Source organism: Erysipelothrix sp. P66, assembly GCF_038682365.1.
Lineage (GTDB): Bacteria > Bacillota_I > Bacilli_A > Erysipelotrichales > Erysipelotrichaceae > Erysipelothrix > Erysipelothrix piscisicarius.
This window is the reverse complement of the sequence record NZ_CP152290.1, coordinates 786290-805591: the sequence shown is the minus strand read 5'-3', so window position 1 is coordinate 805591 and position 19302 is coordinate 786290. Positions and strand designations below refer to the sequence as shown.

Annotated in this window: 13 protein-coding genes; 5 read left to right on the top strand and 8 right to left on the bottom strand. The window is 38.2% G+C overall.

Annotated features, from left to right (window positions below):
- The first annotated feature begins 116 nt into the window (after window positions 1-116).
- The 4 genes from citC (at window position 117) to AAG186_RS03935 (ending at window position 3240) form a co-directional block, all read left to right on the top strand.
- Complete coding sequence (citC, locus tag AAG186_RS03950; protein ID WP_161636533.1) at window positions 117-1139, top strand: [citrate (pro-3S)-lyase] ligase; 1023 nt, start codon at window positions 117-119, stop codon at window positions 1137-1139.
- Window positions 1140-1628, top strand: coding sequence for a citrate lyase holo-[acyl-carrier protein] synthase (gene citX / locus AAG186_RS03945; protein ID WP_342622065.1), 489 nt, complete (start codon window positions 1140-1142; stop codon window positions 1626-1628).
- A 93-nt stretch (window positions 1629-1721) separates the two neighbouring features.
- Entirely contained in the window at window positions 1722-2708 is a 987-nt protein-coding gene (locus AAG186_RS03940; RefSeq protein WP_200542381.1) for a biotin--[acetyl-CoA-carboxylase] ligase, read from the top strand.
- Window positions 2698-3240: a biotin transporter BioY gene (locus tag AAG186_RS03935; RefSeq protein WP_342622064.1), complete on the top strand. Its 543-nt coding sequence runs from the start codon at window positions 2698-2700 to the stop codon at window positions 3238-3240. The genes AAG186_RS03940 and AAG186_RS03935 overlap by 11 nt, the downstream gene beginning before the upstream one ends.
- Here AAG186_RS03935 and citG read toward each other — a convergent pair.
- The 8 genes from citG to AAG186_RS03895 all read right to left on the bottom strand — a co-directional run bounded on the left by citG (window position 3237) and on the right by AAG186_RS03895 (window position 17132).
- A complete protein-coding gene (gene citG / locus AAG186_RS03930) occupies window positions 3237-4049 on the bottom strand; it encodes a triphosphoribosyl-dephospho-CoA synthase CitG (RefSeq protein ID WP_342622063.1) in 813 nt (270 codons plus the stop codon). The genes AAG186_RS03935 and citG overlap by 4 nt on opposite strands.
- Complete coding sequence (locus tag AAG186_RS03925) at window positions 4036-4743, bottom strand: GntR family transcriptional regulator (protein ID WP_342622062.1); 708 nt, start codon at window positions 4741-4743, stop codon at window positions 4036-4038. Before AAG186_RS03925 ends, citG begins: the two co-directional genes overlap by 14 nt.
- 293 nt (window positions 4744-5036) lie before the next feature.
- Window positions 5037-6032: a D-2-hydroxyacid dehydrogenase gene (locus AAG186_RS03920; protein ID WP_161636539.1), complete on the bottom strand. Its 996-nt coding sequence runs from the start codon at window positions 6030-6032 to the stop codon at window positions 5037-5039.
- Between the two features lie 21 nt (window positions 6033-6053).
- Window positions 6054-7100, bottom strand: coding sequence for a PTS sugar transporter subunit IIC (locus tag AAG186_RS03915; RefSeq protein WP_161636540.1), 1047 nt, complete (start codon window positions 7098-7100; stop codon window positions 6054-6056).
- A 330-nt stretch (window positions 7101-7430) separates the two neighbouring features.
- The gene (recQ, locus tag AAG186_RS03910; protein ID WP_342622061.1) at window positions 7431-9233 is read right to left on the bottom strand and encodes a DNA helicase RecQ; all 1803 of its coding nucleotides are present in this window, start codon (window positions 9231-9233) and stop codon (window positions 7431-7433) included.
- A gap of 17 nt (window positions 9234-9250) precedes the next feature.
- The gene (locus AAG186_RS03905) at window positions 9251-10252 is read right to left on the bottom strand and encodes a tRNA-dihydrouridine synthase (protein ID WP_342622060.1); all 1002 of its coding nucleotides are present in this window, start codon (window positions 10250-10252) and stop codon (window positions 9251-9253) included.
- A 133-nt stretch (window positions 10253-10385) separates the two neighbouring features.
- The gene (locus tag AAG186_RS03900) at window positions 10386-15077 is read right to left on the bottom strand and encodes a hypothetical protein (protein ID WP_342622059.1); all 4692 of its coding nucleotides are present in this window, start codon (window positions 15075-15077) and stop codon (window positions 10386-10388) included.
- 222 nt (window positions 15078-15299) lie between these two features.
- A complete protein-coding gene (locus AAG186_RS03895) occupies window positions 15300-17132 on the bottom strand; it encodes an N-acetylmuramoyl-L-alanine amidase family protein (RefSeq protein WP_342622058.1) in 1833 nt (610 codons plus the stop codon).
- Window positions 17133-17530: 398 nt separating this feature from the next.
- Between AAG186_RS03895 and AAG186_RS03890 the strand changes: the two genes are divergently transcribed.
- The gene (locus AAG186_RS03890) at window positions 17531-19288 is read left to right on the top strand and encodes a family 20 glycosylhydrolase (protein ID WP_342622057.1); all 1758 of its coding nucleotides are present in this window, start codon (window positions 17531-17533) and stop codon (window positions 19286-19288) included.
- Window positions 19289-19302 lie beyond the last annotated feature (14 nt).

Here is a 19302-nt window from a genome sequence, read left to right as displayed (position 1 = left end):
TACCATATGGCAAACGCTTACATCAAGGGTTCAGGTCCTTAAAGAACATTCAAAAAACACTTATGAAACAATTCTTTGGTATGCTATTATTGAATTGTGAAGAAAAGGAGATTATTATGATTAAAAAACTCTATATTAAATCCAATCCACGGGTAAAGGAAGAATGGTTAAACCTTTTAATGCAAGAGGGCATCCGAGAAGAGTCTACATTAGAAGAGACATACGGATATTATAATGATGCGGATGAATTGATTGCGACCGCATCACGTTATCAAAATGTCATTAAATGTGTTGCTGTTGACGCCACCCATCAAGGGGGTTCCTTGTTTAATGAAATTATTTCTCATGTCATGAACCAAAATGTTCAGGAAGGTTATTTTAAACATTATGTTTACACAAAACCTGGGTGTAAGAAAGGGTTTGAGTATTTGGGATTCCATGAAATTGAATCGGTAGATCATACCTTAGTTTTTATGGAAAAAGCCATCACCGGATTTGATGCTTTTATTAAAAATCTTGAATCAATAAACCAAAACAAACCCAACACGGCTGCGATCGTGATGAATGCAAACCCATTCACTCTGGGCCATCAATTTCTCGTAGAAAAAGCTGCTTCAGAAAGTTCCTTTGTTTATGTATTTGTTTTAAGCGAAGAAATGAGTGCTTTTAAAGCAGCCCAACGCATTGAACTTGTACGTCAAGGAACATCTCACCTTGATAATGTAAAAGTGCTGCCTACTGAGAATTATATGGTTTCCAGTGCAACCTTCCCCTCTTATTTCTTGAAGGAAGATGATGATGTAACCTTTGTGCAAGCACGCCTTGATGCACGTGTATTTGCCCATCACATTGCTCCAGCCCTAAACATTACAAAGCGCTATGTTGGCTCCGAGCCCTTCTCAAATGCCACAAACCTCTATAATGAAGCGTTGCAAGCAGAGTTTAAGGGAAAACTTGATTTAGAGATCATCGATCGCATCGGAAATGATGAGAGTATTATTTCCGCAACCAAAGTACGATCACTGCTTGCAGAAGGAAACCTTGAAGCGGTTCAAAAATTTGTACCTAAAACAACTTACGCCTTCTTTGAAAGCGACGAAGGAAAACAGGTAATCGCCTCCTTAAAAGGAGCACTGTGAATGAATGAGGTTTCGTTAGAAGCAATGCTGACAGCGCGCGAAAAACGCGCTCAAACCATCCAAGCGTTGAAACAACAATTCCCAAATCAAACCATAATTAGTTTTAAACTCAATATACCTGGTCCCATTAAATCAACGCCCGATTATCAATGGGCATTCAAACAAGGTCTCATTGAACTCGACCAGATTGCAACGTGTTATGAGTGCCAACTTAATAATCATACCGGACCTGAAGCGTATTATATGAGTCATCTTGGACCCGATTCAGTCAAGAAAAGCATGGTTATGATTGAGGATACACATCCTCTTGGCCGTCTTTTTGATCTTGATGTTGATGGTAAAAGTCGTAAAGATCTTGGACTTCAACCGCGAAAATGTCTTATTTGCGATGATGACGCGCATGCTTGCAGTCGCAGTCGCAAACATACGTTAGAAACGGTAGTCGAAACGATAAACTTGCGCATTAAACATGCAATGAAGAACCAATAAACACTGAAAAAACACCCTATTGTAAACTCTTGGTATTTTAAAGTTTACAATAGGGTGTTTTTATGTTAATCTTCAATCGCAAAGGAGGATTCTATGAAAACCAAAACAGTCCTTGATTTACTCATTGAAAACCAACATTCATTTATAAGCGGTGAACAGATTGGTGACATGCTGCATATGACGCGTGCTAACGTATGGAAAGAAGTAGATAAGTTACGAAAAAAAGGCTATACCATTCATTCAGTTCGTAATAAAGGGTATCAATATGTTCATAATGCCAACAATTTATCCAGCGCTGCAATCCGTACACATTTAAATCACAGTTTTATTGGAGACATTCACTGTTACGACAGTACCCCTTCCACAAACGCACTTGCAAAAGAAATGATTCCCGAAGGTTTTAAAGAACCGTTTCTAATTGCAACCGACCATCAAAGCGAAGGACGGGGACGTCGGGGACGCTCTTTTTATTCTCCATCCAAAAACGGTATCTACATGAGTCTGGCTTTTGTACCGACATTGACCCTTGAAGATACTCAACTAATCACGATAATTGCAGCACTTGCGGTTAAAGAGGCATTAAGTACGCTTTACCATCTTCACGTTGATATTAAATGGCTTAACGATATCTACGTGCATGGAAAAAAACTTGCAGGAATACTCACCGAGGGTGAAATCATCCTCGAAAGCAATCAATACCGTTATTTAATTCTTGGCATTGGCCTGAATGTATTCCATGACCCAAACCTTCCTGCGGACCTTAATGAGATTTATACATCACTCGATCAATACGTCAACACAGACATTGATCGCAATAAACTCATTGCAACCATCACGGACTGTTTTTTTAGCCTCTACGCTGATTTCCCTCAAAATCGTCAAACCATCATCGACGACTATCGTGCATCATGTTTTATCATCAATCATTATATTTATATCAATCAAGACCTCTCTGAGCGTTTTTGGGTCAAGGATATTGATGAAAAAGGACAACTTATTGTTTGTGACGAATCCCAAAATATCCGCACCTTAAACTCAGGAGAAGTAAGTATTCAAGGAGAAACATATTATGAACGTTAAAGATCTTGCACTCTCATCCCTATTTTCTGTATTTATTATCATTGGATCGATGATTAAAGTTCCAATTCCATATGTACCCTTTACATTGCAAGTCCTTGCGATTTGCCTAAGCGCCTTGCTATTAACACGTAAACAAGCCGTCATGGCGGTTTTAATTTATATTATGATGGGGCTCATTGGATTACCCGTATTTGCAGGGGGAATGTCTGGCCCAAATATCGTGATATCACCAACATTTGGGTTTATTCTAGGATTTATTCCAATGGTCTATGTGATTAACACCCTCTACCATAAATTGCCTAAGAATCGTCGTTTTATCGCCTTCGTATCTGGAGAAATCATTCTTTATACTTTGGCTCTTCCAATTCTTTATTTTAATCTTAAAACGTATCACGGTATTACACTACCCATATCAAAATTATTTATTTCATATTGTTTAATGTTTGTTCCTACCGATGTTTTATCCATGACACTCAGTGCATTCATTACATCCCGTATGCCTGAACACATAAAAAACAAAAAGGATGCCTAATCAGCATCCTTTAATCTTTGGTCTCGATACATTTGAATAAAAATACTTAGTGCAAGCAAATCAGCCGTTCCACCCGGGCTTAAATTCCGTTCGATAAATGCATGATTCATCTGTATTAGGTGCGCATCTAAATCGTTATAATCGCAATGTGCCAAGAATTTACCGTACTCCAACCCTTCAATCCCCCCACGCTTTACCATATTCGTATCATTATTGGATCGCATTAAGGCTAGGAGGGCTTTCTTTCGAGCAACCTCTTGATCATCTTCAGAATCTAAAATTGGTAGTGCAACTTCAAACACATGCGGAATGCCCATCTCTACCTCGCCACGAATGCCGGTAAAGCCATAATCTCGAAACATCCGTTCTCCATGCGTCCTAAATGATGTAAGCGAGGATAATTCAGCTTCCACAAGACCTTCCGTCATGGCTTGAATTCCTTCACGAAGTGTCTTTAAATCAGGTGTTTTGAGATAAGCAATGGCAGCAATGACCACACCATAGAGAAAATTAGCGCCTTTGTGCGTATTGACATTTGAGGTTGCATCAAACATTGCTCTCTCATTTTCAATACCAACCTTTCGAATCACATTGAACAGTTCTGGAAGCGAACCTTGATGCTGCAATCCTGCATCAAAATACGCTTCAAAGCCAGGAACGAGTGCAAAACAACTCTCTATAAACATATTATAATCCATATCGTCATGTGATCCTGAATCTAGAGGATCCACCAACCCTGGTTTCGGATACAAACTGACTTCTAAAATTAATGACTTTAACGCAAGTAAGACAATTTTATTTTTTTTCATATTGTAATTGACGGTCCATTTCTAAGAGAATAAAATCTCGAGATTCTAAGAGATGTTCCGTAATCACCATTTGAACTTGTTCAACATCATTGTTTTTTAAACATCTAAAAATAAGGCGGTGCTCATGCAGCGCTTTAGCACGGCGACTATCTGCTTTTAATGAAATATCTCGGAAACGAATGATATAATCTCGAAGACGATTTTGAATCGTCTCCAATCGAGGCATTTCCGCAAATCGGTAAATCATCGTGTTAAACTCTTTCGACATCTCAATAACCTTTTCCACGTCACCAACCGCTTGTGCAGCTTCTGTTTCAGTCAGCAATGCTTCCATAACCGCTTCACGTTCTGGTGTCATAAGACGCATCGCATTTGTGGTTGCTAAGATATCTAAAGCAGTACGTATCTGGTAAATCTCGTAAACATCCTCATGGGTAAAGGTTGTAACCACAATACCGTAATTTGGCACATATTGAACAATTTCTTCATTTTGAATGCGGTGCAGCGCTTCCCGAATTGGTGTACGACTTACATTCAACGCTTGTGCGTAATGCTTCTCATTAATCCGTTCCCCCATTGGAATCACTCCATGAATGATTGCAGATCGCAATCCTTCATAAATGATCTGATTTAAGGGAAGATTCTGATTTAAATCAATCATACCAATGACATCACTCATATAATCTCTCATCATTACCTCCTTCTATTCAAATCGCTATTTAAGTCCATTATATGAAGAAAGAACTCAAATGTATACATTATAAACACTTAAAAAACACTATGAAATCCGTGTGCAATTCGTGTGTCTTATGACCGAAGATTCCATTCATTTTTATTATACCCTAAGATTTTAGACCAAAAAGTGAAAAATTCGTATATATTCATGATATCTTTAGGATTTAGATGTATATTGATCTCTAACAAACAAAAAAAACACCTAAGATTCAGGTGTTTTTTTGTTTATCTAAGTAATAATATATAAAATTTTTAGTTAACACGGTTTGCAGTTGTGCCTGTTTCGAGAATTTCAAGCACAGATGTTAAAGCAAATTCCATAATATTACGCACAGAAACATCTGTATAGTGAGCAATATGTGGTGTGAATAAGATTTTTTCGTGATTCAAGACTTCTAAGAATAGTTCATCTTCGATTGTTTGATTTGAGAAATCTTTCGGAATAAATGGACTTTCATTTTCGTAAGTGTCCAATGCAGCACCTGCAAGGTGTCCTTGGTCAAGCGCTTCAATAAGTGCTTTGGTATCTACAACTGATCCGCGAGCAGCATTAATGAAGTATGCATTTGGTTTAAATTTACGGAACATTTCCGCATTAAATTGATGATGGTTGTCTTTTGTTGCAGGAACATGTAGGCTCACAACATCTGACATTGAAACAAGTTCTTCTACTGAATCAACATAAGTAACAAATTGTTTTGCTTCATCATTTTGATATACATCAAAAGCAACAACACGTGCACCAAAAGCGCTGAATAATTCTGCTGATTTACGGCCAATATGACCTGTACCAACAACCCCTACCGTCATTTCTTTTAGAAGACCAGCACGGATTTGTGGTTGCCAACGGAAATCGTGTTGACGTGTTTTTTCTTCAATCACGCGAAGTTTACGAATTAAGCTTAATGCTGAAGTCACACTAAATTCCGCAATGGACTCTGGTGAATAACTCGGAACGTTTGTAATGATTAAGCCATTCTCTGTCGCTAAATCAAGATCATAGTAATCAAAACCTGCACTACGTTGTGCAATTTGTTTAATTCCGTATCCTTTAAGAATTGAATACATTTCTGGCTCTAATGCAGTATTTTGGCTTGTTGAGAGACCATCAAACCCTTCAACCATATGGATGTTATCCATTGATAATTGACCTTCTGCCATGGTTACTTCAACGTTGTTACGTTTAGCCCAATCAAGTGTGAGTTCGCGTTCTTCTTCACGAACATTAAAGACGATAAATTTATACATTATGTTTACTCCTTCTCTTAACTATTTGCTTGAATTAAATGTAAAGATTTCATTTTTGTAAAGATCCATTTTTGTAAAGATCGTATGGGTAACCATAGCAATCCCTAATGGAACAACAAGATATTGCACAAGTAAGATAACAATACGTACAACAGGTGTTGCTGTCATAAAGCTATAAGCATTAATTGGACCCGCAAGTCCTGTTATACCAAAGCCAGCGGATGCTGTTGTACCTTGAATTTGGAAAATATAAGCAACAACACCGGTTACTGCCGCATTAATAGCAATTGGTAAAGACATAATCGGATTTTTTAAATAGTTAGGCATAAGCATCTTTGGACCTGCAAAGAAGAGTGCAAATGTTGTCCCTTTATTATTTACTTTTGATGAACCATAAGCAAGTGTAAATACTGTTGCTGCGATTCCTACGTTTGCTGCACCAGAACCAAGACCAGCTAGTGAAATTGCATATGCAATTGCAACTGTTGAGAGTGGTGTCACAATAATTAACGCGAAACATACTGCAATTAAGATCATCATCAAGAGTGGTTGTAACGTTGTAAAGTTTGCAATTAATGATCCTAATAAACCTGTGATCTTACCCACGTAAGGTAATGTTAATAAACCGATAAATCCAGGAATCACCCCACCAAGAATTGGTGTAATAACGATTGCAAGATTTGGAATACGGTTGTTATACCAACGAATGATCATGATTGCAACTGCAACTGTAATCATCGTATTGATTAAATCACCCGTACCTTTTAATACCCATGCACCTTCAACAAGACGTGCAGCTCCACTACCAATAAAGGCAGCCCCAATAACTGAAGCCATTTGTAGACCATTTAGTTTAAATTCAAGAGATGAGAACATCCCTACTAAAACAGGAACTGTAAATTGGATTGCAAATACAATCCCCGCAAGTGTTGCAAATACTGCAAAGTGGCTTCCGAGAGCCTTAAAGATTTCTCCAAAAATTGCATTTGGAATCAATCCAACAACGATCCCCATCGCTGCTCCTTGTAAAATCTTATTCATAAAATCTTTGGAATTCATTTTCTCCATAATTTCCCCTTCTAAGTTGTGAATCAACTAACAACTAGTGTAAAGTGATATTATCATGCAGTAAAATGACTGTCAATCGGCTCTCTACACATTCTTAATTTTATATATTCTAATCAAATTTCGTCATTTTTAAACAAAAGGACCAAAAAGCCACTCTTTAGTTAATCAAACGATTACTTTTTCGATTCTGCGGTTATATTTTCCCGTTTTTCTTTGCTTTGAACCGACGTCGTTTGTGAATTAATTCGTTTAATGTACAACTTTTATCGTTAAATCGTTAACTTTAGATTTGCAGAGGATATAAAAAAACTCATCGTAAGACGACGAGTTCTAAATATATTCATGAATGCATTCTAAGAATTGCGTTCCATATAGTTCCAATTTTTTCTTCCCAACACCTTTTACAGATAGAAATTGTTCTGGATTTCGCGGCATTAAACTGCACATATCAATTAACGAAACATCTGAAAAAATAACAAACGGTGGTACGCCGCGTTGATCTGCCAATTCTTTACGAATTGATTTAAGTGCTTGAAGCAATTCGGTATCCACTTCATGAATTGTTGACCGCGCCTCAATGTGTTGATTATCTTTCGGTAGACGAATGCTTAAGACGTTTCGTTCCATTAAAAACAACTTTCCTTTGGCCGTAATTTTTAGGATGTTATATTGATCCGTAAGTCGTTGGACATAACCGACATCAATTAATCCTTGAATGATCATTTCAAGCTGTGCTTTTGAATGCGCCCGCATAATTCCATAAGTGCTGAGTTTGTCCAATTCTAAATCCATAATCCGTTTTATTTTTGATCCTCTTAAGACATCAATGACTAAGCTTGAGCCATAACGTTCATCCATCCGTAGAATACACGACATAATTTTCTGCGCCTCAATGGTCACATCAACTTGCTTATAATGGTTTAAGCAGTTAAAGCATTGGTTACATTCCATGGGTGCTGGTTCATCAAAATAGGTCATGAGTTTATAGCGAAGACATTGGGTTGTTTTACTGTAGTCGACCATTTGTGACAAGCGTTCATTTGCACGTTTTTTGATTACTGTAAGATATTCGAGATCTTCGTGACTTTCATCGAGTTGTTCGATAAAAAATTGATTTGTACGAATATCTTTACCATTATAAAGCAAAATACATGTGGCAGGTTGCCCATCCCGTCCTGCACGGCCGGCTTCCTGGTAATAACCTTCCAATTCTTTCGGCATATTATGATGAATCACAAAACGAACATTAGACTTATCAATACCCATACCAAAAGCATTAGTTGCGACCATCACTTGAATATTTTCTTGAATAAACGCATCTTGGTTTTGAATACGAATTGCACTGTCCATCCCTCCATGATATCCGAGTGCCGAAATATCATGACTTCTTAAAAGTTGCGTAACAGTTTCAACTTCATTGCGCGTTTGACAGTAAACAATCCCAGAATCCGTGGTTTTTTTACATATATCGAGAATAAACTTCTTTTTATCCGCATCGCTTAATTCTCGTGTTTGAAAGAATAAATTTGGGCGATCAAAAGACTGAATGGTTTCAAGGGGTTTTGAGAGTTTGAGGTTAATCTTGATTTCTTCGCGTACGCGTTCGGTTGCAGTTGCGGTAAAAGCCGTAACAACAGGCCGTGGATGGATCATTTCGATAAATTTTGGAATGTCGAGATATTGCGGTCTAAAATCATTGCCCCATTGTGAAACACAGTGTGCCTCATCAATCGAAACTTGAGAAATTGTAATCTTTTGAGCTAATGCACGAAATCGTTGTGTTAGTAATTGTTCCGGTGCGACGTAAATGAGTTTGTAATGATGTGCCCATGCACGTTCATAAACCAATTGTTTTTGATGGTCATTTAAAGAACTGTTAATGTAGGCAGATGGAATCCCCATCAGATTTAGAGCATTCACTTGATCTTTCATCAGTGAAATTAATGGTGATACAACAATAGTAATTCCTTCCAACATTACTGCCGGCACTTGATAACACAAAGACTTGCCGCCACCAGTAGGCATTAATGCTAAAACATCTTGACCACTTAAAATAGCCTCAATAATGGCTTCTTGGCCACTTCGGAAAGCATCAAACCCAAAATAATCTTTTAAAACATGGTATGTGTTCATGATGCCTCCTCTTTACCTTAAACTGAAAGCAGTACCTCACGATGTTCTTTTTCAAATGCATCTAAGATTACACGTGCCTCATCTGTCGTTTTGGTATCCATTAATGCAGTTCTTAAATCATTTGCCCCCTTAAATTCTCGAATATAGATCTTAAAGAAGCGGTGTAAGTGTTTTGATAAACCAGGTTCTTGTGCTGAATACAGATCGTATTGATCAAGATGATAACGGAAAAGATCAAGAAGTTCTTTCGCACTATGATCTTGCGGTTCTTTTTCAAAAGCAAATGGATTATGAAAAATACCCCGTCCAATCATCACGCCATCGACACCGTATTGATCTGCAAGGTCTTTACCCATTTGATAATCCATAATATCACCATTAATTGTAATTAAAGTGTCCGGAGCAATCGCATCACGTAGTTTTAAAATTTCAGGAATCAGCTCCCAGTGAGCATCAACCTTGCTCATTTCCGTCTTTGTTCGAAGATGAATCGACAAATTCGCAATATCTTGACGTAAGACATGTGCAATCCATATTTTATACTCTTGAACATCGCGATGTCCTAATCGTGTTTTCACACTTACTGGAAGACCGCCTGCCTTTGCGGCTTGGATAATTTCAGAGGCTACATCCGGTCGTAAAATCAAACCCGAACCTCGACCATGTTTAAAAACATTGGGTGCAGGACAGCCCATATTGATGTCGATCCCTTGAAATCCCATTTCTGCCAATCCAAAACTCATATCACGAAAATAATCAGGGTTATCACCCCAAATATGTGCAACAATTGGCTGTTCATCCTCAGTGAAAAGCAAACGACCGCGTAGACTTTCACGGCCTTTCGCATGGAAATAACTCTCACTATTCGTAAATTCCGTGAAATAAACATCGGGTTGTGCTGCTTTTGCTACAACATGACGAAATACCACATCCGTAACATCTTCCATCGGTGCTAGTATAAAAAAAGGTTTTGGTAATGTCTTCCAAAAATTATGTGTCATGATTTTTCCTCGCTTCATATCTTACTCATTTTTTTAGAGCCTTTGTGACTTATTGTCCCATTTTTTTATCATTTTTTCAACACATATAAATCGTCGCTTCCCATAAAAAAAGACCTAAGCGTCGCTTAGGTCTTAAAATAATTCAATTGATTTATTTTCGTTTGCGTTTTAGAACCATTAATACCGTTCCTGCAACCATGAGTCCCAAACTGATTCCCCGTAATGGTAACGCAGATACTCCAGTACTAGGGAGTAATGGTTTATGTGGCTTACCCGGTTCTGGCGGATTTATCGGTGTAATAGGAATGGTTGGTTCATCAGGTGTTTTAACGGGAACTTTCACGGACGTTTCAATTTCCTCAAACGGATTTGAAACCGTTGCAGTATTCACAAATTCCTCGACACCTTCGAGATTGGACATTGCAGTAACCTCAAAGGTTAACGTTAATTCATCAAAACCACCAAGATTTACAATTATACCCTCGACTAAGTCCGAAACGCATAAGGAGGTATCCCCTACAAGCGTTGAGGTGACCGGTTCATCATTTAGATTTTTAAACGAATAATTCAAGACAACTTGATCTAGATGATCCTTTTCTTGAATGATATTTATGATATCTTTTAAATTATCACGAATAATTGTTTTATATGACATGACATTCGACTGATTTCGAACGTGAATTGTATACGTCAAGCCCTCATTCTCTTCCACAAAATCATCCCCGTTAGTTTCCGTAACAAGCTTTTCAAGATCAAGTTTTGGAAGATCTACAGGAACCTCAATTTCAGTAGTAGGAACATCATTTACAGTCGCAATATTCGGAATCATCGGGAACCCGGATTCATTCATATTAGGTATGGTGCTGACATCTAGTGTTGGTTTTAATGTCACGGTAAACACCAATTCCACAAGTTCTTGATCATCAAGATTCGCAAGAACAATTCCTTGAATTAAATCCGCAAGTGTATAGGTATTGCCTTGTGTCGATACGACACTTACCGCTTCAGGTTTTTCTTCAATGACATCAAGAAGCGCAGTCATCGGATCAATAACATAAACATTCTTAGCAGCCATCGGACCTTTATTTAAAATTCCTATTGTATACGTTACCGTATCGCCAGGTTCAGCAAGATGTTTGTCATCTTCAATTTCTGCTTTTTTATAAATGCTTAATCCTGTATTCCCCGCAAAGATAATGGCCGTCGCATCAACTGTTTCATAGATATTTTTAGCAGTCACTTTATTCACAAGTGATCCTGAAGCTAATGCGCTGAGATCATCCAATGCTGTTACACTAAAGGTTAGTGTTATGGATTCTTGTGAGCCAAGATGGGCTTTAAATCCATCTACGAGATTTTGGAGCGTTAAGTCTGTTCCGTCATCAAGCGTTGAAACAATGGGTTTTCCTTCTAAATGATTAAATACATAACTTACCGCAACATTAGAAAGCGCAGTTTTTTCTTTAATCGAATCCAGTACATCTGTAAAAGGATCTTGAATGGTTACACCATGGGCATAACCGAGTCCTATATTGGTAACTTCAATCGTATACGTGAAGGTTTCATTTTGAGTCACCCAACCGTTTTCATCTGCATCCAGTACACTTTTTTCTATTTTAAGTTTTGGTAATTCAACTGGAATTTCCACTTCAGGAGATGGATCAAAATCTGCATAGGCAACATTATAAAGTACCGGATTTCCCGCTTCATTATGATGGGTGATCGTTGAAAGATCTAAGGTCGCTTTTAAAGATACCGTAAAATTGAGTTCCGCGGTTTTACCGGGATCAAGGCGTACAAGATAAATCCCGCTCATCAGTTCCGCTAAAGAATAGGTCGATGTTACGCCATCGTGGATCATCGTTACAACCACATCTTCCGGACGTTCCGCAATGAAGGGTGCTACCCCATCAAAATCGTCCATGATTTCAACATTATAAGCGGGTGCATTTCCGTCATTTTTTACTACAATCTCATAAGTAAAGGCTTCACCTTGACTTACAGCACCGCTTAGATCATCATCTGTAACTTTTTTATGGATGATTAAGACACTGGATCCAATTGGAATGGATGTGGATGAATCTTTAAGTTCTTCCTCATGTTTTGCGAAGGCTTTGTTTCTGAGCAGTTCGCCTTCCAATTCATCGATCGTTGTTACTTTAAAGCGAAGGGTAACCCGATCCCCCGCACTGAGTTTAACCTCAACGCCTTTATTTTTATCTGTTAATGTTTCAAGGGTTAATGGTTCTGTCGTAATGAGACTTGATGTCGCTGTATTCCCATCGGCTCGATCAAAAACAGCTTCAACTGTTACACTTCCTAAGCTCTCTTTTTCTTTAATACTATTTAGAATTTCTTTGAGTTCATCATAAATAACGACAGAATCAAGCACAGTTTGTTTCGTATTCTCAACTTCAATTTCATACTCAATTGCTTCACCAGGACTTACAATCCCATTCACTTCATGACCACGATCAATCGGTAATCCTAAGTCTTTTACTCGCTTCACAATTTCAAATCCCGACTCACCCGTGAGAATAAATGCACTGTCGTCATTTTCGTATTCCGTGGTAACGATTTGCCCTTGTTCATTTAACTCATCAACATCCCAATAAACATGAGCGGTATTGTCAAGATGATGGGGTGCTGGAATGGAATTGATGTTCGCATTTGCGGTAAAGGTTAAGGTAATCTCAACCTCATCTTGGATTGCGCCCGAACTATTTAGAGGCAGCATGCCTGTAAATTCTAGACCGCCTCCCATTAACGATGCAATCGTATGACCTGGAACCGCCACATTGTTTCGCTTAACCTCAATGGTACCATCACCAACTGTTACGTAGTTTTGAACTTCAGTTAGAAGATCCTTTATTTTCATATCACTCATAACACTGCCTTCATTATGAGCTTTAATGGTATAGGTAAACACTTCTCCCGGTGTCAAAATTAAATCACCGGTATCATCAACGACCTCTTTAGTGATTTGAAAGTATGGATTGAGACCTGGAATTTCACGATCAATTTCTACCGGTGAAAGTAATTTTTCGTACGTCCACTCATGAATGTATGCGATATCCCCAAAGGATTTTCCTTGTCCACTGTTTGCGCCAAAGAAAGGTCCATTTCCTTCAAGTTGACCATCAACACTACGATAAATACAGTCATTACCATAGCGCCATTTAAAACTACCGTTAGACTCTGTCCCAGCAGTCGCGTCCATTTGACCTTCAAATGGACCACAACCACTAACGATACGATCATTTACAGGACGATGATCCCAATAAACTACATCTGCATTCGCTATCGGACGCATTAAACCATTAATACGTTCAATTGTAATACCCGAACGCAAGTCTTCAATATCATACCCTACAAAATGGATCTCACCACTTCGATCTATATCTGAGAAAATATGGACCGTTTGAGTAATTGGAACAGGAACACCCAGTCCATTTAAACCATGCCAACTCAGTGTAACAGGTTGACCACTTCGGTAAATCGTACTTAAAGTCACATCGACATCATCATCGTAGGATCCATTATTGTTGGTATCAACCTTTACTTCCACAAGTCCTTCATAGTTATTAATATCAACACGCACATCAACAGCTTGTGTATCATGAGATGTACGACTGTAGGTCATACTTACAAATTCAGGAAGCTTGATTTCTTGAGTTAGCCATGTCGATTCACCATCTGCATAGGTTGCGGTTTCGGGCATATCGTCATCCGGAACACTTGCAAAGAGTTTATAATTTGTTACTCGACTTGAACAATCCGAATCATCGGCTGCTAAGATATAATTGGGAATCCCAAATGCCTCATCCTTAAAAGCAATACCACCTTTTTTTAAGGCACTTTCATAGATTGGAGCACAAGCACTATCGGACTCCTCAACCAAACCTGCAGCATCACTTGTAATGAGAGAATCTTGACCGTTAAATCCATACAGCGATTGTTTGTAAATATAGCCGTCAATCATCATATGATAAAACACAAAATCTTCAAAAATATTTGCATTTTGAGTCAATTCAATCTGTTCAGACCATGTTCGCCCTAAAGCACGCGTTCCATCTGCTTTTAGAATGTGGAAACGATAGCGTGCTGTTATGTTTTTTGTCTTCGGTATAGTAAAAAGATAAATCCCCGAAGCGGGAGCTTTCAGCCAGTGATTTTCATTAGTTGCATCAAATTTATTGACCTCAGGATTTCCAGCTAAGGCATCCTCAGTCACTTCACGAGCATCACCAACATCAAACATCGTTTGATTTGACCCTGCATTTGCCGGTGTATTATTAATCGCTACAAATTTCAACGATTTTGAAACGCCCGGTCCCTCAAGGGTATAGTCCAAGTTATGTTTATTATTAATCCCTGACTTACGAATAAAGGTCCATTCGATTGCAAGGCTTTCACCCGCATTTAAATAGACATCAAATTTTGTATTGAATGCATTTGAAAAAGTATCAAAAACACTCACATCGCCTGGATTCATGCGCGTAATCGAATCCGAAGGCGTATCTTTTTGGACTGCATCTTCTTTAGACTTTGTTTCGCGTTCCGGTTTAACTTCCGGTGAATGCGCATCCTCATCATTTTCATGAGAAACTCCATCGTCGATGTGTTCCGTTTCAATCACATCATCGTCCAAAAGTTCATCATCTGAATCTTCATCACTTGGTGTTTCAGTTGGAACGACGACCTCTTCTTGAATTTCATTTATAAGTTGATCATCTTCCTTAATACCTTCTGTCACTGCGTTCACACCTATGCTGGATAATACCATCATTCCAACAAGTGTGAATAACATCAAACGACTTTTTCCATTTTTAATTTTATTCATGACATCCTCCTACCCCATAATCAGTTTTAGACACAAATTTTTATAGAATTCGTTGAAAGCGGATCTTCACAAAGATGTCCGATAAAATACATGAAATACTTATACAAAGTATAGCATACCGCCATTGTTTAAGAAGCGCTTACACCTCTTTTCATCTCCTTTTCATCTACCGCTACGAAAGTATAAAAAAAAACACTTCTAAACGAAGTGTTTCCTTATTATTTATAGCATCGCACCATTTTGGTTAAATCGATACCATTTCCCTTGGATTTTGTGTCGTCCGGTTATCATGGCTCCTGAATCATTGAGATAGTACCATTTTTGATTTATTTTCTTCCATCCGATTGCCATCGCGCCCGAATTTTCGAGGTAATACCATTTGTTGTTTACCTTCTTCCATCCAGTTGCCATCGTTCCAGCATTTTCAAGGTAGTACCATTTGTTGTTTACCTTCTTCCATCCGGTTGCCATCGCGCCCGAATTTTCGAGGTAATACCATTTGTTGTTTATTTTTTTCCAACCAGTTGCCATCGCACCAGATTCCTCAAGATAATACCACTTGTTCGAAACTTTTTTCCAACCCGAAGCCATTTCACCTGAGTTCTCAAGATAATACCACTGATTCTTAACCTTTTTCCATCCCGTGGCTATGGAACCATCGTGTTCTGTTAAGTACCACTTTTTATGAACTTTATGCCACCCTGATGTCGTTCCTTTTTCAGCCGTTGCATAATAACGTTTTTGATTTACATTAAAAAACCCAGTTAAAGGCAGTCCATCTTTACTAAAGTAGTAGTTGTTTTGACCGATTTTTTTCCATGTATTTTTAACACGATTCCCGTGTTCATCAAAGTATGCTGATTTTCCCGCTGTTTTTTCCCACCGATTCTTAAGGATAACCTCTTTTGGTTTTTCTGGTGCAATCGGCTTGATTGGCTGTTTCTTATATTCTTGGATGGCATCTTCAATCCGTTGAAGTCGTTTATCTGCTACAAACGATAATCCTGATAAATCGCCTTGAGGCCATGTTTTAAATATATCTTCCGCAAGATAAGTTTGAACGGATGACAGATTTGGATAGCGTTGAGCTAAACTTAACGCTTTTCGTGCGGAATACTCTAATGAGACAAAATCCATGTGGTGCATTACCTTTTGAGAAACATACGCTTCAACATCTTCCACGCGATTTTTATTTTCCAATTCCGCTAACATCGCTGCTTTTGGAATCCGCATCGCTTGATATTGTTTCCAAAAAGGTTTATATCCTTGGTAAAATGCTGTATTCGGTAATGCCTTAAATTCATGATCGATTGATGCTTCCATGGTGTACAAACGATTTATTTGACTTCTTGCTTTTACTTTAGCGTTTTCAAGAAGTGTCTCGGGTGCTTTTAAACGTGCTTTTTCGTTTGCCTCTTGTGCTCGCTTAAAGACACTTTGCATCATATATTCATTTTTATCATTGTACGCAGACTCCATCTCATTATCATAATGATTCTTTTCACTTTGAGTTAGAAACTTCATCTTAAAAAGATCGTCTCGAAGTTTTAAATAAATATCTGCCATCAAGGAATTCTTTTTATCCAAGGCAAGAAGTTCTTCGCGATACGTAGCCAGTGCCTCAAGGGGGGCACTTTGTATAAGCTCGATATAATTTTCTTTCACCCCAGATGGAATGTAAAAGAATTGTCCGCGAATCTCTTCGGTTAGTGCTTCAATTGCCTTAAGTCGCGTTTCTCGAATTTTACGTTCTTCAAACGGTTTCTTGAGCGCCACAATTTTTGCTGCTTGTTGATCTACCGGTAGTTTTTTTACCTGATTAATATAATGATTGGCCCGTTCTTCAGTCATGCCTTCAAATGAGTATAAATATGCTTTAAACATTATCAATGCTCGGTCAGGTGTCAACTCTGAATAATATTTTAAGTCCTGTTCGGCTTGTGTTAGTTCTTGCGCATTAATCAGTGTTGTTTTATGCATCAAAACCGTAAAACCAATACAAGCACATAAGACACATTTTAAAAAACGTGTTTTGTGTTTTGTTCTGTATGTCATAACGTTTATCCCCTCTGTTCTTTTTTGAAACATTCTGTTGCATTTTGATATGTTTCTGAAATTAAAATAAAATATTTCGAACGTCATGTAAAGATTTTTTTTCGTTTAGCGGCTATTTAAGGTCTCTATTAAGATTTCTTAAGATTTAGGCACCTAAAAACCTTAAAAAATAGACCTTTAACGCAATCCATTGTGAAATTAATGATACCGGTATCATTTTTATCGATAACCTCTTGACAACACAGTTGTTCTCATGTATTTTGGTAATGTAAATGAATGTTCACATGTTACTATTTAATTAGGCAGGGTGATTACAAAACGTCGTTTTTGTAATTGTCCTGTCTTTTTCTTTGGAAGGAGGTTAAAGTAACGTGAACCGAAACTATAAGGAGGAAACAATGAAATACTTAAAGAAGCAATTCGTAATCTTAGCATTAAGTTTTGGATTAGCACTCGCTGGTTTTGGAAATAAGGTCTATGCGGACGAACCCGCCAACGTCCCTTTAAGCATTCTTTCGATTGATGCCGGTCGAAAATACTTTTCTGAAGATCAATTAATGGACATCATCAATCACGCGCATCAAAATGGTTATACTGGAGTACAGATACTTCTTGGAAATGATGGTCTACGCTTTGTTTTGGATGATATGTCCATGAATGTACAGGGGAAAACATTTGAAAGCGATGCAGTTAAAAACGCAATCACAGCCGGAAACAAAAGCTATTATGATGATCCTCACGGTGATGTTTTAACTGAAGTGGAAATGACGCGCATTTTAAAACACGCTAAATCAATTGGAATCGATATAATTCCTGTTATCAATAGCCCAGGACATATGGATGCTATTCTTGTAGCTATGGAAGAACTTGGATTAACAGACGTTCGTTACCAAAACAACGGTAAGATTTCGAAGCGAACTGTAAATATTGAGAACAAAGAAGCGATTGCCTTTGTTCAGGACTTAACTAAAAAGTATGTCGATTTCTTCGGCGATTCAGGTGCATCATCCATCTTCAACTTTGGTGCTGATGAATATGCAAACGACGTCTTCACATCACCAGGATGGGGTGAACTTCAGAAAAAAGGCCTCTATGATGACTTTATAGAGTATGCTAATACTTTAGCTAAGATTATCAAAGATGCCGGGATGAAACCCATGAGTTTTAATGACGGAATCTACTACAACAGCAACGACCAATATGGAACCTTTGATCAAGACATCATTATTTCTTATTGGACCTCAGGATGGTGGGGATTTAATGTCGCAAAACCGCAATACTTTGCATCAAAAGGACACCCAATTCTTAATACAAATGATGGTTGGTACTGGGTTTTAGGTCGCATCGATAAAGATGGTTATAACCTCAAAGACGCGCTTAAACGAACACAAGCGAACGATTTCAATGTATTAGCTGGCGGCAGTACGATTCCATCAATTGGAAGCATGCAAGCCATTTGGGCTGATGATCCTTCACAAGATCATGGTATGAATCATATTATGGAACTCATGGATGCTTTTGCGACACGACACGCAGATCACATGGTGAAACCTGCAGACTATTCAGAGCTTGATCATACACTCGGTGCAATTCCTCAAGATCTTGACCTTTATACTGATGAATCTGTTGCGAAACTTCAAGAACTTGTGGATTCTATTGTTCGCTCCTACCGCATTCCCGAACAAACTAAAGTAGATGAAACAAACAAACACCTTGGAGCAGCTATCAAAAATCTTCAATTAAAAAAGGCTGATTACTCGAGACTTAATGCATTAAAAGATCGTGTCGCAAAATTAAACGCAGATGACTACGAAAACTTTGAAGTGATTACAGATGCATTAGCTTCCATTGAAGAACATCGTAACATCACACAACAACATGATGTCGATGCGTGGGTTACAGCTTTAGAGAATGCTATGAGTTCCTTAAAATTCCGTAACAGTGAACCTAGCATGCCATCACCTAAAGATGATGACACCAAAATCATTGACACGATAACAGATAAGAAGCCCACACCTTCAACCACAACTCAAACAACAGTTCAAACAACAGCAGAAACACTACCTCAAACAGGCGTGCAAAGCAATGTTTCAGCCAAAGTTATGGGAAGTCTAGTATTGGTCGCTGGTGCTTGGTTCATAAAACGAAAATCTTAACCATTGAATTTATA

Excerpts from the sequence above, each read along its gene's own strand:
- citC (WP_161636533.1), top strand. The coding sequence starts at position 117 with ATGATTAAAAAACTCTATATTAAATCCAATCCACGGGTAAAGGAAGAA.
- citX (WP_342622065.1), top strand. The coding sequence starts at position 1,140 with ATGAATGAGGTTTCGTTAGAAGCAATGCTGACAGCGCGCGAAAAACGC.
- AAG186_RS03940 (WP_200542381.1), top strand. The coding sequence starts at position 1,722 with ATGAAAACCAAAACAGTCCTTGATTTACTCATTGAAAACCAACATTCA.
- AAG186_RS03935 (WP_342622064.1), top strand. The coding sequence starts at position 2,698 with ATGAACGTTAAAGATCTTGCACTCTCATCCCTATTTTCTGTATTTATT.
- citG (WP_342622063.1), bottom strand. The coding sequence starts at position 4,049 with ATGAAAAAAAATAAAATTGTCTTACTTGCGTTAAAGTCATTAATTTTA.
- AAG186_RS03925 (WP_342622062.1), bottom strand. The coding sequence starts at position 4,743 with ATGATGAGAGATTATATGAGTGATGTCATTGGTATGATTGATTTAAAT.
- AAG186_RS03920 (WP_161636539.1), bottom strand. The coding sequence starts at position 6,032 with ATGTATAAATTTATCGTCTTTAATGTTCGTGAAGAAGAACGCGAACTC.
- AAG186_RS03915 (WP_161636540.1), bottom strand. The coding sequence starts at position 7,100 with ATGGAGAAAATGAATTCCAAAGATTTTATGAATAAGATTTTACAAGGA.
- recQ (WP_342622061.1), bottom strand. The coding sequence starts at position 9,233 with ATGAACACATACCATGTTTTAAAAGATTATTTTGGGTTTGATGCTTTC.
- AAG186_RS03905 (WP_342622060.1), bottom strand. The coding sequence starts at position 10,252 with ATGAAGCGAGGAAAAATCATGACACATAATTTTTGGAAGACATTACCA.
- AAG186_RS03900 (WP_342622059.1), bottom strand. The coding sequence starts at position 15,077 with ATGAATAAAATTAAAAATGGAAAAAGTCGTTTGATGTTATTCACACTT.
- AAG186_RS03895 (WP_342622058.1), bottom strand. The coding sequence starts at position 17,132 with ATGACATACAGAACAAAACACAAAACACGTTTTTTAAAATGTGTCTTA.
- AAG186_RS03890 (WP_342622057.1), top strand. The coding sequence starts at position 17,531 with ATGAAATACTTAAAGAAGCAATTCGTAATCTTAGCATTAAGTTTTGGA.